The organism is Microcystis wesenbergii NRERC-220 (genome assembly GCF_032027425.1).
Classification (GTDB): domain Bacteria; phylum Cyanobacteriota; class Cyanobacteriia; order Cyanobacteriales; family Microcystaceae; genus Microcystis; species Microcystis wesenbergii_A.
Genome location: NZ_JAVSJA010000001.1, coordinates 1133228 through 1145674, shown reverse-complemented (window position 1 = coordinate 1145674; position 12447 = coordinate 1133228). Strand labels below are relative to the sequence as shown.

Sequence of the window (12447 nt, the reverse complement as noted above, 5' to 3'; positions counted from 1 at the left end):
GGATACACGCTAAGATACAAATAATAAACTTGAGAGAAGCACTTGATTAAATATGACTCTAACTGACGTTGAAGTAAATCCCTCGACTCTAGAAGATTTTTTAGATTCTGAAACATTAGTACAGGTCGATTTAATGCAGCAAAAGATTCAACAATATATACAAACCCTATCAGTAGAAAATTTAAAGATGATTCTAGAATTTGCCGCTTATTTGTCAGATAAAGAAAGTGAAAAGGCAACGCAAGAAATTAGAGCAATCCCGAATATTATGGAACATTTGAAAGAAGCTGAAATGGATTTACAATCAGGTTGCCTCATTGATTGGGAAAGCTGAGATGACTTATAAAGTCCGTTTGACAGCTAAAGCAAATAAAGTTTATTCTGAAGCGGATCCAATCTTAAAAAAGAAGATTGCTAAGTGTTTAAAACTCCTTCAAGAAACACCGAAAAATCACCCTCAAATTAAAGCATTAAAGGGAGAATTTGCTGGGAAGTATCGCTTCCGGGTTGGAGACTGAGTAACGCACAGAAAACGGGTTTCTTCGAGAAACCCGTTTTCTACTCATGCAAAAGGCTTCGGCCGTGAGCTTTTGCCGAACGGCAAAACGGAGAATAAATAATCAGTTTTTAATAACTGGATTTAGTATCAGTCAGGAGGCAGGAGTTTCAGGCTTTGTTGTCCTCTTTTTTGTACTAATTTATGTACTATAAAAGTGGTAATGCAAGGTTTTTGAAGCTCCCAATTTTGGACTGAGAACCCTAATAGGCGGTTATTTCGGGTATTTGAACCCCATTTGATGCCTAAACATTTCGCAGTTATGGGAAACGCTGTAGCTTAGATGGTTAACCTTTCGAGCAGAGGTTGTAGGGCATCTTCATAACTGCGCCACCGCTCAACCGATCGCTTGTATATCGGTTGCCTTACTTGGGTGACACTGGCAGTACGCACTAAGCGATCGGTTTTATGGAACTGCATACAAGCATCATCCCATTCTAATCCGATAAAATCCAGGAGCCGAACCGTTTGCGCCGTTTGCTGGTCAACCGTTTCCTCATAGTCAATTTCCAACATGGGAACTGGTAAAACGCGCCGCCAATGTTCCATAATCCGCCAATATTGCCGAATGCGTTCGGCAATATGAGTTAAGTCGAACGCCCAGCGAATAGACTTAAACTGAGTCATCCAACAGGAAACCGCCACATCCCGCACATCGCGGCGACAATGGATAATCTTGGCATTGGGAAAAGCAGTGACAATCCAGCCCAAAAGACTGTAATTGTCGGGCATTTTATCGACAATTCTCTGGATATTCTCCCTCTCTGTCCCTGCTTTGGTAAGCAGTTGTTCTAACTGTGCCAGATGCCAATCGGCCAGGTGAAGAATCTGGGGTTGACCAAGCTGCTGGAGGCAGTTCCAGACGGTTGTACTGCCGGGATGCCCCATCAGTGCCGGTAGGCTGTTAAAGCAATTACCGGCAAAGTTGCGCTCACCGGCCCCAAATACTTGGGGATGGCTGGCGAGAATCTGCTCCGTCAAAGTCGTGCCGCTGCGGGGCATCCCGACGATGAAAACGGGGGCGGTGGAGGGATTGCCCATCCCCTGAGTGCGCTGGAAAAATTCGGGGGTGAAGTGAGCGATTAATTGGTCGATATATTGGGCATAATCATCGGGATTGTAATCCCAACCTCGCTCCTGCTTGTAGGCGGTGTGTAGTTTGTTGGCAGCGATCGCATGGGTGGCGGCCTGGGCGTAGTTCTTACAACCGTCGTAGTAGTGGGCGAGGCCAAAATGAAGCGCCGACTGTGTGCCTTCTCTGGCCCACTTGGCTTCGAGTAATGTCTCCATCTGTTGAGCATCCTCTGGCGGCAGTTTTCCCCGCAAATTCTGGGCTAAATTGACCAGGGCGGGAATACAGTTAGGATTGACGGCCAGGGCCTCGCGGTTGGCGGCGTTGGCGCTTTCCACATCCCCAGCAGAGGCGAGAATGCTGGCTAGATGCGCCCGCAAGCTGGCATTTTCGGGCTTGAGTTCTACTGCTCGATAGGCCACCGCGACTGCCTCTTCTGCGTCGCCATCTTCCCAGAGAGCTTGGCTGAGTCCTGAATAGGCCTCGCCATAGTCGGAATGCTGCTCGATAATTTCTTGGTAGCGAGTGATGGCGGTGGCGCTATCCCCTAAGTCGAGAATTGCCCCAGCGAAGGCACAGAGGCTATCAAGGCGATCTGGTTCAATTGCCAGGGCCTTATCGTACCAAGTGAGAGCCTGTGGCAATTCGCTGACTTCCTGCCAAATCTGACCGATCAGGGTGCAGAGCATGGCAGAATCGGGATTGAGATCGTAAGCTTTGCCATAGGCATCCATGGCCGCTTCCAACTGTCCCAAGGTGCGGAAGACGGTTCCCAAATTCATCCAAGCTTGACCATTTTTCCCTTCGGATTCGGTAGCCCGGCGGCAATATTCCAGGGCGCGTTCCGGTTGCCCGACTGCCAATAAAGTTAGTCCAAAATTGCCCATGGCGTGGGGTAAGTCGGGAGACAGATGGAGGGCTTGTTCGTAAGCCTCGATCGCCGCACGAATCCGCCCTAATTCCCGCAAGGCATCGGCTCGGTAGGCGTGCAGTAGAGCCTGTTCTGGGGCGATCGCGAGCGCCTGTTCGTAGGTTGTCAGCGCCTCCTGGTACTGCTCCGAGGCAAAGTAGGTACTGGCAAGGGTAGTTAGGGCATTGGGGTAGTTGGGACGCAGTTTGAGCGCTTTTTGACAGGCGGAAATTGCTTCGTTATAGCGGTGACTCTGGCGGTAAGCGGCGCCTAGGTTGCACTGGTAAATCGGTTCGCTGGGGTTGAGTTTTACTGCTCTCTGTAATAGTCGGACGGCTTGTTCTTTTTCTCCTTGGTTGAGGGCAATCAATCCCGATAAGTTGAGAGCGCCGTGATGGTTGGGATTACTGCTGAGGAGTTGATCTGCGATCGCCGCCGCTTCCTGAAGGCGACCTGTCCGCAGGCGATCGAATCCAGTTTCAATGGTTATACCGGTTGTTTTTGTAGATTTAGAGCGCATAGTAGTATGGTTATAGCATAAGCCAGAAAACGGGTTTCTCATCAACAACCCAGAAACCCGCTTTCTTAAAGAAAGCGGGTTTCTAAAGAAAACGGGTTTCTTTAAGAAACCCGTTTTCTTTAAGGGTTTCTTCGTTTGATCTTAGACAACAACCCAAAACCTAGTAAACTTCCCAATCCTATGAGGCTGGAAGGTTCGGGAGTAGTAGCCGGTGGCTGTTGTGGCGCCCAGTTGGCAGTTCCCGCAATCTGGGTGGGGGACAAACCCGCCAGCAAGCCAGCGGCTCCCAAGGTACTCAAGTCATTGAAAACCGGAGTACCTGCCTGGGCAGCGGCTAAACTATCGTTAAAGTTAACGAACCACATCAGGCTCTTAGTCTCTCCAGGGGCAAGGCTCAAAGTCCAGATATCCGCAAAGACATCTAAACGACTATTAAAGTCCTCACTCGGTACCACCGGCGTGGAAGAGGCAAGTTGCCCCCCCGGCCCGAAGCGCACGAAAGTTAGAAAGGGATCGTCATCAGCTGGACCATCAGAGGTAATGAACCAACGGTCGAGAGCCGACTGGAAGGCGTTGTCTCCCGTGCTGCTGTCCTCAATCGTACAATTACTATCACAACCCAAGTTACCGCCATAGGCGATCTCGGCTGAGAGGAGATTGGCGGTGGTGTTGGTGAAGGTACCAAACACCCGCAGAGTGGGGCTGTCAGCACTCATAAAGTAGTCCAGGCTGGTGTTGATGCCGCCGAGGTTGAGGGGGCTGATGGTGTTGAGGAAGGTTCCCGCCCCAGTGGTGGTCAGATCCACCTCGTCATTGGGCTGGTTGAAGGCTGCTCCGTTGACGGTGATGCCACCGAAACCGTCAAAGGCATCGGTTCGCCCGCCGACAGTCGTCGCAGAACCTATGCCATAGGCACTGCTTCCCGTTGCACCGGGAAGCACGGGAAGGGGAGTGGTGACAGTGCTGTTGTCGATAGTAAAATATACAACCCCCCCCCTGAGTCACCGTCTGACTCAGACTGACCACTGCCGCTTGTGCGGGGGCAGCCGCAGCCAGCATCATGCCTGCACCCGCCGCTAGGGCGATGGGTGCCAGTTTCAGCTTGTCGAAGGCGCTATTTTTTAGTTTTGTATTCATGATTGCTTCATTAAGATAACGATAAATTTGTTTGCGACCGCAGATTTTTCCAGTCGGGTCAAGTCACTGCGCCACCTAAGCGTAAAGCTCGCTTCCGAAACTACCATCTCCCCCCCCGAACTGTATCTTATGATACATTTTAATAAAATCTTTAGAAAGCGGGTTTCTCATCAACTCAGAAAGCGGGTTTCTCATCAACCCAGAAAGCGGGTTTCTCATCAACCCAGAAAGCGGGTTTCTCATCAACCCAGAAAGCGGGTTTCTCATCATCAACTCAGAAACCCGCTTTCTCATCATCAACCCAGAAAGCGGGTTTCTCCGCTTTCTCATCATCAACTCAGAAAGCGGGTTTCTCATCAACTCAGAAAGCGGGTTTCTCATCAACCCAGAAAGCGGGTTTCTCATCATCAACTCAGAAACCCGCTTTCTCCGCTTTCTCATCATCAACCCAGAAAGCGGGTTTCTCATCAACTCATACCAATTCTCTAAATACCGACTACAGATAAAGCCTCAAGAATATAAGCACGTCCTGTAATCGAAGCAATTACCTTCTGGGTCATAACTTTCAGTCTCTCGGTAATTAATTCTCTTAATTCATCTAAAGAAGCTGGTAATTTCCATCTCAATCCCTTCTTTAAGTATTGCCAAATCTGTTCAATTGGATTGGATTCAGGGCAATAGGGCGGTTGAAATATCAGTATAATGTTGTCGGGAATTTTTAACTTTTTCGCCTTATGAAATCGAGCATTATCTAACTGGATGATTAAAATACTATCGGCAAAATGTTCAGCAACTAACTCTAAAAATATCTGAAAACATTGACTGTTTAAATGAGTGAATTCGTAAAAAAAATGCTCTCCTGTCTTCGGCTCTACCACTCCATATATATAAGTTGCTTGAAATTTCCACTGCACCTTCCCATAAGGTTTTATCCCTTTTGCTGTGATTTTTCTGCCACTGATAGTCTTCAGTCCTATTCGAGTTTCATCTTCACATAAAAAGCGAATTTTTCCCTCTAATCCCATCATTATCATTGCCACCCAACTCAGCATTGCCAGGTTTTCTAAGAAGTTTTTTTAAAATACTCTAACCTTTCTTCTGACTGCTCTAGGCTTTTTGGTCTCGCTATTTTTGGTGACGCTTTTAGTCTATAATATACTAATTTATGAACGGTTTTATACTTTGCTTTTATCCCTATTTTTTTCTCTAACCATTCACAAATCTCGACCTGACTATCAAACCCTTGGTTTTCTTTTAATCTTTTTTCTAAGGCTTTTTCTGCCCATTGGGGAACTTTTCTTGGTCTTCCTGTACCCACTTTTTTCGACAATAATTTTTCTAATCCCCCTTGACGGTATTTTCCTACCCAATCTTGTACGGTGACTCTGTTTCTCCCGATCATTTCGGCGGCTTCTGTCACCGTTTTTGCCTTTTTTGTCTTTAATAAGTACAATACTTGTATTCTTTCTTTTCCTGAACCAGTTTTTTCTTGTCTGAGCAGTTCCTTGAGTTCTGCTTCGCTTTCTCTGATTTCTATCTTAGAAACTCCTGCCATATTTTTCCTTTAACTCTACTAAGATGATATTCTACACTATTTGTAGTCAGATTTTGGAGAATTGGTATCAGAAAGCGGGTTTCTCATCAACCCAGAAAGCGGGTTTCTCCGCTTTCTCATCATCAACTCAGAAAGCGGGTTTCTCATCATCAACTCAGAAACCCGCTTTCTCATCATCAACCCAGAAAGCGGGTTTCTCATCAACCCAGAAAGCGGGTTTCTCATCAACCCAGAAAGCGGGTTTCTCATCAACCCAGAAAGCGGGTTTCTCATCATCAACTCAGAAACCCGCTTTCTCATCATCAACTCAGAAACCCGCTTTCTCCGCTTTCTCATCATCAACTCAGAAAGCGGGTTTCTCATCAACCCAGAAAGCGGGTTTCTCATCAACCCAGAAAGCGGGTTTCTCATCATCAACTCAGAAACCCGCTTTCTCCGCTTTCTCATCATCAACTCAGAAAGCGGGTTTCTCATCAACCCAGAAACCCGCTTTCTCATCATCAACTCAGAAAGCGGGTTTCTCATCAACCCAGAAAGCGGGTTTCTCATCATCAATCCAGAAACCCGCTTTCTCCGCTTTCTCTTAGCTTAGAATAAGCCAGAGAAAGCTGTTTTCTAGAGATAAGATAAATATGCCCTATCGTCAGAATATCTTTCAAGCAGGACAATACTACCATATCTATAATCGCGGCAATAACCGTCAAGATATCTTCTTTGAGCGAGAAAATTATCTTTTTTTTCTGCGATTGGTGCGTAAATATCTGCTAGAAACGTTAGATGTTATTGCCTATTGCTTGATGCCCAACCACTATCACCTGCTAATACAGCTGAAAAAAGCCGAGCTTTCTGCGGCAATGCAAGCCTTTTCCCTGTCTTATACCAAAGCCATAAATCGGCGATATGGGCGAGTTGGCTCATTGTTTCAAGGGCGGTTTCAGGCAATTCTAGTAAATGATACAGAGTATTTATTAAATTTGTCGAGGTATATTCATTGTAATCCAGTGAAAGCGGGTTTGGTAAGTCAGCCACAGGAATGGGAATTCTCCAGTTTTCGCGAATATGTGGGATGGAGAGAAGGAACACTACCCAATCTGGAAAGTATCGTGGCGGCGTTAGGCTCGATGGCTGCTTGTCGTTCATTTATGATGATGGATATAGATGTCATCTCTCCAGAGTTAAAGGGGCTGTTGTTAGATGAGTAGGTAGAAACCCCCTTTCTTAAAGAAAGCGGGTTTCTTCAAGAAACCCGCTTTCTAATCTCTTAAACGGCTAAACTGAGAATAGCTGCCTGTCTTGACTCTCATTTCTCAGATTGTAAAATAATGCAAATTTATCTTGACTATAGTGCCACTACCCCCACTCATCCCCAAGTAATCGAGCGGGTTGCCACTATTCTCCGGCATCATTGGGGCAATCCCTCCAGTTTACACACTTGGGGACAGGATACGGCAACAGTCATCGAAATGGCCAGAGAACAGGTAGCAGGGTTAATTAATGCCAATCCGGACGAGATTATCTTCACTTCTGGCGGCACAGAAGCCGATAATTTAGCGATTATCGGGGTTGCTCAACAGTATAACCGCCCCCGTCATATAATTATTTCTAGTGTGGAACATTCGGCGATCGCTGAACCCTGTAAACAATTAGAGCAGCAAGGTTGGCAAATTACTCGTCTTCCCGTCAATCGTCAAGGTAGAGTGAATCCTTTAGACCTAAAAGCCGCAATTCAAAGCGATACGGTCTTAATTTCCATTATTTACGGACAAAGCGAGGTGGGAACCCTACAACCGATTGAAGAATTGGGCAGCATTGCCAGGGAAAGGGGAGTTCTTTTTCACACCGATGCGGTGCAGGTGGCGGCAAGATGCGACATTGATGTGCGGAAACTGCCCGTAGATTTATTATCTCTTTCCAGCCATAAAATTTATGGAATGCAAGGATCGGGAGCTTTATACATTAGAGCCGGTGTCGATATTTTACCATTACTGCGGGGCGGTGGTCAGGAAAAAGGCCTGCGATCGGGAACCCCAGCCGTACCAGCGATCGCAGCTTTCGGTTTAGCGGCCGAATTAGCCCAAAAAGACTTAATTAGCGAAAAAATGCGTTTAATAGCCCTACGAGATCGATTATTTGACCTCTTAGCCGATTATCCTTATCTGCTGCCCACGGGGGACCGATTCTATCGTTTACCCCACCACGTCAGCTTTATTGTCCGTCCGGACGATGACAGTCGAATCACGGGAAAACAGCTAGTTCGTCAGCTTAATTTAGCAGGAATCGGCATTAGTTCTGGATCCGCCTGTCATAGTGGCAAACTTTCCCCTAGTCCAATTTTAAAAGCTATGGGCTACAGCGATCGAGAGGCACTAGCGGGAATTCGTTTAACCCTGGGAAGGGACACCAGCGCCGCCGATATTGATTGGACGGCTCTAGTATTAAAACAAGTGATCGATCGCTGTTTATCTGCTTTAATTGTAAGCAAGAGTTAGTTTATCCCTCAAATTGTCCTTCAATCAAGATAATTTCGCCAAAATCGGGAATCCATGCCACCCAACGGCCCTGATCCTGTTCACAGAGTAGTAGTGCTTCATCAAAGCTGTATGGAGAGGGAAGCATTCTGAGTTGTACCCATGTGTTTGCTTGGGGGCAAGTAACAACGGCAGTAGTGCGGTATTGTAGTAAAGACATACACAGATCACCCTGATAATTCTGTATCTAAATTTACAAACAAACCGATGACTGTGGGTAACTTTGTTTTAAATCTTTACCTTTTCATTGGTAATTTGAGAAAAAATCTCTCTTTCTTGCCCACGGTTTTCGACTACCAATCCTAGTTAGGGTTTGCTGAATAAATGTGAAATATAGACGAGGTAAGGGTTTTAGGGTTCTGTTTCGCTCCCACAGATGCAAGATTTTGAGAGAATCGTGGTTCAAAACCTTGCGTCTTCATCGGCCCGCGTCCTGTAGGGGCGAAGCATTCGGGCAATAACCTATCGCTGAAACCGGAGATTTTCTATCCGAATGCTTCGCCCGTACTTTTTGCTGCAAACCCTAGTTATGATCGTTACTGATAAATGATAGTTGATAACTGGTAATGGTAAGTTCTTTCCCTCGCACCTATAAAATCGCCGTCATCGGTGACGTTCACGACCAATGGGAAATAGAAGATAATTTAGCTCTAGAAGCTTTACAAGTGGATTTAGCCCTATTTGTGGGCGATTTTGGCAATGAATCCCTAGAAATTGTCGGTCGGATTGCCAGTTTGTCCTTACCAAAAGCCGTTATTCTCGGTAATCATGACGCTTGGTATAGCGCCACCCCCTGGGGACGAAAACAATGTCCCTATGATCGCAATCAAGAAGATCGTGTCACCGCCCAGTTAGAATTATTAGGGGTTGCTCATGTGGGTTACTCAAAACTAGACCTACCCAGTTTAGAGCTTTCGATTGTTGGGGGTCGTCCCTTTACTTGGGGAGGTTCCGAGTGGAAAAATGGGGAATTTTTGCAAGAACGCTATAATATCAGCAGTTTTGCCGAATCTACCGCCAAAATTATCGCTAATATTCAAGATACTGCCTATAATAACCTGATTTTTTTAGGTCACAATGGTCCAGCCGGACTGGGAAAGGAAGCGGAAGCTATCTGTGGTCGCGATTGGCAACCTTTGGGAGGGGACCACGGGGATCCGGATTTAGCAGCGGCCATCGCACAAGCACAGCTATTAGGAAAACAGGTTCCTCTCGTCAGTTTCGGTCATATGCACCACCGTCTCCGTCATACTACTTCCCGTTTACGCAATCCCGTGGTCACTTCCGAGATGGGAACCGTTTATCTGAATGCTGCTAGTGTCCCTCGCATTCTCCACTCTGATACGGGTAAATCTCGCAATTTTTCCCTAGTCACTCTTGAAGAAGGTCTAGTCACAGAAGCATCTTTAATCTGGTTGAACGATAATTTCGAGATTATCAGCAATAGAAAACTTTATCACTCCGGGTCATCAATCGATCGCCTATCTCCCCAATCTTGTTATTCTTAATTTACATCTCCCCACACCCCACACCCCACACCCCACACCCCACTTCCTATAGATAGTTAAGTTTTTGAGCGAGTAGAGGTAAAGCAAGAGCGATAGTAACACTAACAATCATACCGATAAAAGCTTTCAAGGCATCCCCTAAAACCAATTTACCCGTGGCTGCTAAATTAGGTTTTTCTCTGGTTAAAGTCAGAGAAATTTCTCGACCTCCTAATAAACCTAAAAATACCCAAGTGGTACTCATGGGAATATGATTATAGCCAACGAAAAACAGTAAAATTAGACCATAAATTAAGTTAATAATTGTTGCAGAACGCGGATCATGGGCGTTAGTTTTGCTAGTGACAATTTTCTCGATTTGACCACCGTGATTAATAAAAATGATGGTTTGCAGGAGTAGCATAACTGTTAGAGATAAAACTAACCATGTTGCCGCTAACTTTCTGGGAAGATAGGCGAAAATATTAGCAAAATCTTGCATTAACCATTGACTCCAGAGAAACCCAGTAGATAACCACTGTAAAACCACCCAGATTTTTTGAGGTTCTTTATTAACTGTTTCTAGGAAAAAGTTTTCTAATCGATAAATAATTCGATAGATGACTAACCCCACTATAACAGCAATAGCATAACCCCACGCAGATTTAATTAACATTTCATCTAGAGATTGGGGAGCAAAAACTGTTAAAACCAAAAAGGTTGTACTCACGGGTATTCCCCAAGTGGTGAGAATTAAAATTGCTAGGGGAGGAACGATATAAATCCAAGTAAAAGTTTCTGGGAAGGGAATCATTTCTAGTCGATTATAAGCCACATCTCCCTGATTAATGTACCAACCAGCAATAAAAATCGAGGCTAAGATTATACTGGTGTACAGCCATAAAATCCACCAGGGATGTTTTTCATTGGCACTTAAAAAAGTACCTAAAGTTTGTAGGGAATCATTGGCAACAATCGCATAAGCTGATAGAATAAAGCCAGCAATCATCAAAAAATTACTCATAGACAAGTGAAAAAAATAAAACTTAAAGTAATACAAATCCTGTTCAAACAGTAGAGAAAAGCGCAGAGGTAGGAGAGCGGGAAGTGGGGAAGTGGGAATAAACGAAAACTTCCTACCTCCCCATGAATATAACTGCTATAACTCCTTAATTTTGCTTTAAAAAATCCCTAGCTAAATAGAAAGCAGCCAAACTACCAGAGACGGTAATTTCCTGTGGATTAATTTCCTGTAAAGGTCGAAGAATAACTTCAATTTCCTCGGTAATATCTAACTTTTGTTGACCAGTGGGAGTAGCATTAAGAGCCAAAAAAATATGAATTCTGTTAGTATCTTTAACAGGATTATCGTACAAAACAGCCAGAGGTATTAGAGAATCACTTTGATAACCAGTTTCCTCCTCGAATTCCCGACGCGCTGCCGCAGTAATATTATCTTCACCCCCATCTACTGCCCCGGCGGGAAATTCCAATAAAATTTCCTTAACTCCGTGACGATATTGACGGACAAAAACCAATTGATTATCCCCAGTAACCGGAACAACTAAAACAATTTCAGGACGAATATTAACAAAATAATCGTCGATAACTTGTCCAGAGGATAACTTCACTGCGTCTTGACGGACTTGACACCAACGATTATTAAAAACTAGCTCGGATTTAATAATTTGCCATTTTTTTAAATTAGTCATCGACAATCCTGTTATAATTGCAGTGAAATTACTAAACTTTTTCTCAGATAATTATAGCTATCTAGGGACTATTTCTGATAAGATTTAATTTTATACTCCCATCTCCCATGTCGTTAATTCAATGGTATCCCGGTCATATTGCCAAAGCGGAAAGAAAACTCAAGGAACATCTTAAACTCGTGGATGTGGTCCTAGAAGTGCGCGATGCTCGCATTCCCTTAGCTTCCCATCATCCGCAGGTGGACGATTGGATTGGCAATAAACCGCGCTTGTTAATCTTAAATCGTCTCGATATGATTCCCGAATCTGCCCAGCAACAATGGGTAACATGGTTTAAAAGTCAAGGAGAAACCGTCTATTTTACTAACGCTAAACAGGGAGAAAGAGTTAAAGCAATTATCAAAGCGGCGGAAAAAATTGGCGATGAAATTAACCAAAAACGCCAAACAAGAGGAATGTTACCGCGTCCAGTGCGCGCCGTGGTGATCGGGTTTCCCAATGTGGGTAAATCTGCCCTGATTAACCGTTTATTAGGGCGAAAAGTCGTCGCCAGCGCCCGCAGGGCCGGAGTAACGCGACAATTACAATGGGTACGAATTTCCGACACCTTAGAACTATTAGACGCGCCGGGGGTGATTCCTTCCCGTTTAGATAATCAAAGGGATGCGGTGAAATTAGCTATCTGTGAGGATATTGGGGATGCTGGTTATGATAACCAAAGGATAGCGGCGGCTTTTGTCGATTTATTAATAGAATTACACTATGAAGGACTTTTACAATCTCGTTACGGGTTGAATACCCTAGACATGACTGGGGAAGATTTTATCGAAAAATTGGCCAATCTCAAATATCAAGAAGATAAAGAAAGGGCAGCCATGCAGTTACTCAATGATTTTCGTAAGGGAATCATCGGGGCTATCCCGTTAGAATTGCCCCCTTCCTCTTGAAATCGCCTGTTTTTAACTCAATA

The 12447-nt window shown here is 44.9% G+C and carries 15 protein-coding genes; 7 read left to right on the top strand and 8 right to left on the bottom strand.

What is annotated here, in order from left to right; genetic code table 11:
- The first annotated feature begins 52 nt into the window (after positions 1-52).
- Both RAM70_RS05590 and RAM70_RS05585 read left to right on the top strand, forming a co-directional pair.
- Complete coding sequence (locus tag RAM70_RS05590) at positions 53-334, top strand: hypothetical protein (protein ID WP_159251906.1); 282 nt, start codon at positions 53-55, stop codon at positions 332-334.
- A 1-nt stretch (position 335) separates the two neighbouring features.
- Positions 336-518, top strand: coding sequence for a type II toxin-antitoxin system RelE family toxin (locus RAM70_RS05585; RefSeq protein ID WP_253852245.1), 183 nt, complete (start codon positions 336-338; stop codon positions 516-518).
- Between the two features lie 317 nt (positions 519-835).
- On the opposite strand, the gene RAM70_RS05580 is transcribed toward RAM70_RS05585, so the two are convergent.
- The 5 genes from RAM70_RS05580 to RAM70_RS05560 form a co-directional block, all read right to left on the bottom strand.
- The gene (locus RAM70_RS05580) at positions 836-3058 is read right to left on the bottom strand and encodes a tetratricopeptide repeat-containing sulfotransferase family protein (protein WP_312672684.1); all 2223 of its coding nucleotides are present in this window, start codon (positions 3056-3058) and stop codon (positions 836-838) included.
- Positions 3059-3177: 119 nt separating this feature from the next.
- On the bottom strand, positions 3178-3999 hold the full coding sequence (locus tag RAM70_RS05575) for a PEP-CTERM sorting domain-containing protein (RefSeq protein ID WP_312672682.1): 822 nt from the start codon (positions 3997-3999) through the stop codon (positions 3178-3180).
- 271 nt (positions 4000-4270) lie between these two features.
- A complete protein-coding gene (locus RAM70_RS05570) occupies positions 4271-4663 on the bottom strand; it encodes a hypothetical protein (RefSeq protein WP_312672680.1) in 393 nt (130 codons plus the stop codon).
- Between the two features lie 17 nt (positions 4664-4680).
- Positions 4681-5247: an IS630 family transposase gene (locus tag RAM70_RS05565; RefSeq protein WP_080754277.1), complete on the bottom strand. Its 567-nt coding sequence runs from the start codon at positions 5245-5247 to the stop codon at positions 4681-4683.
- Positions 5248-5258: 11 nt separating this feature from the next.
- The gene (locus RAM70_RS05560) at positions 5259-5750 is read right to left on the bottom strand and encodes a helix-turn-helix domain-containing protein (RefSeq protein ID WP_045359021.1); all 492 of its coding nucleotides are present in this window, start codon (positions 5748-5750) and stop codon (positions 5259-5261) included.
- 61 nt (positions 5751-5811) lie between these two features.
- Between RAM70_RS05560 and RAM70_RS05555 the strand changes: the two genes are divergently transcribed.
- The 3 genes from RAM70_RS05555 (at position 5812) to RAM70_RS05545 (ending at position 8239) form a co-directional block, all read left to right on the top strand.
- A complete protein-coding gene (locus RAM70_RS05555; protein ID WP_312672678.1) occupies positions 5812-6342 on the top strand; it encodes a hypothetical protein in 531 nt (176 codons plus the stop codon).
- 40 nt (positions 6343-6382) lie between these two features.
- On the top strand, positions 6383-6952 hold the full coding sequence (locus RAM70_RS05550; RefSeq protein WP_312672677.1) for an REP-associated tyrosine transposase: 570 nt from the start codon (positions 6383-6385) through the stop codon (positions 6950-6952).
- A 120-nt stretch (positions 6953-7072) separates the two neighbouring features.
- Positions 7073-8239, top strand: coding sequence for a cysteine desulfurase family protein (locus RAM70_RS05545; protein WP_312672676.1), 1167 nt, complete (start codon positions 7073-7075; stop codon positions 8237-8239).
- A 1-nt stretch (position 8240) separates the two neighbouring features.
- Here RAM70_RS05545 and RAM70_RS05540 read toward each other — a convergent pair whose 3' ends face one another.
- Positions 8241-8438, bottom strand: a complete 198-nt coding sequence (locus RAM70_RS05540; RefSeq protein ID WP_012264871.1) for a hypothetical protein — start codon at positions 8436-8438, stop codon at positions 8241-8243.
- A 406-nt stretch (positions 8439-8844) separates the two neighbouring features.
- Here RAM70_RS05540 and RAM70_RS05535 point away from each other — a divergent pair, with 406 nt between their 5' ends.
- Positions 8845-9786: a TIGR04168 family protein gene (locus RAM70_RS05535; RefSeq protein ID WP_312672675.1), complete on the top strand. Its 942-nt coding sequence runs from the start codon at positions 8845-8847 to the stop codon at positions 9784-9786.
- Positions 9787-9832: 46 nt separating this feature from the next.
- Here RAM70_RS05535 and RAM70_RS05530 read toward each other — a convergent pair whose 3' ends face one another.
- Together RAM70_RS05530 and RAM70_RS05525 are read right to left on the bottom strand one after the other, a co-directional pair.
- Entirely contained in the window at positions 9833-10774 is a 942-nt protein-coding gene (locus tag RAM70_RS05530; RefSeq protein WP_312675814.1) for a hypothetical protein, read from the bottom strand.
- A 160-nt stretch (positions 10775-10934) separates the two neighbouring features.
- Positions 10935-11477, bottom strand: a complete 543-nt coding sequence (locus RAM70_RS05525) for an NUDIX hydrolase (RefSeq protein WP_045361858.1) — start codon at positions 11475-11477, stop codon at positions 10935-10937.
- Between the two features lie 107 nt (positions 11478-11584).
- On the opposite strand from RAM70_RS05525, the gene ylqF reads away from it, so the two are divergent.
- On the top strand, positions 11585-12424 hold the full coding sequence (gene ylqF / locus RAM70_RS05520) for a ribosome biogenesis GTPase YlqF (protein ID WP_045361857.1): 840 nt from the start codon (positions 11585-11587) through the stop codon (positions 12422-12424).
- Positions 12425-12447 lie beyond the last annotated feature (23 nt).

Bases quoted from the DNA above. Each gene is read 5' to 3' on its own strand.
- RAM70_RS05590 (WP_159251906.1), top strand. From the start codon at position 53: ATGACTCTAACTGACGTTGAAGTAAATCCCTCGACTCTAGAAGATTTT.
- RAM70_RS05585 (WP_253852245.1), top strand. From the start codon at position 336: ATGACTTATAAAGTCCGTTTGACAGCTAAAGCAAATAAAGTTTATTCT.
- RAM70_RS05580 (WP_312672684.1), bottom strand. From the start codon at position 3,058: ATGCGCTCTAAATCTACAAAAACAACCGGTATAACCATTGAAACTGGA.
- RAM70_RS05570 (WP_312672680.1), bottom strand. From the start codon at position 4,663: ATGAGAAACCCGCTTTCTGGGTTGATGATGAGAAAGCGGAGAAAGCGG.
- RAM70_RS05565 (WP_080754277.1), bottom strand. From the start codon at position 5,247: ATGCTGAGTTGGGTGGCAATGATAATGATGGGATTAGAGGGAAAAATT.
- RAM70_RS05560 (WP_045359021.1), bottom strand. From the start codon at position 5,750: ATGGCAGGAGTTTCTAAGATAGAAATCAGAGAAAGCGAAGCAGAACTC.
- RAM70_RS05550 (WP_312672677.1), top strand. From the start codon at position 6,383: ATGCCCTATCGTCAGAATATCTTTCAAGCAGGACAATACTACCATATC.
- RAM70_RS05545 (WP_312672676.1), top strand. From the start codon at position 7,073: ATGCAAATTTATCTTGACTATAGTGCCACTACCCCCACTCATCCCCAA.
- RAM70_RS05540 (WP_012264871.1), bottom strand. From the start codon at position 8,438: ATGTCTTTACTACAATACCGCACTACTGCCGTTGTTACTTGCCCCCAA.
- RAM70_RS05535 (WP_312672675.1), top strand. From the start codon at position 8,845: ATGGTAAGTTCTTTCCCTCGCACCTATAAAATCGCCGTCATCGGTGAC.
- RAM70_RS05530 (WP_312675814.1), bottom strand. From the start codon at position 10,774: ATGATTGCTGGCTTTATTCTATCAGCTTATGCGATTGTTGCCAATGAT.
- RAM70_RS05525 (WP_045361858.1), bottom strand. From the start codon at position 11,477: ATGACTAATTTAAAAAAATGGCAAATTATTAAATCCGAGCTAGTTTTT.
- ylqF (WP_045361857.1), top strand. From the start codon at position 11,585: ATGTCGTTAATTCAATGGTATCCCGGTCATATTGCCAAAGCGGAAAGA.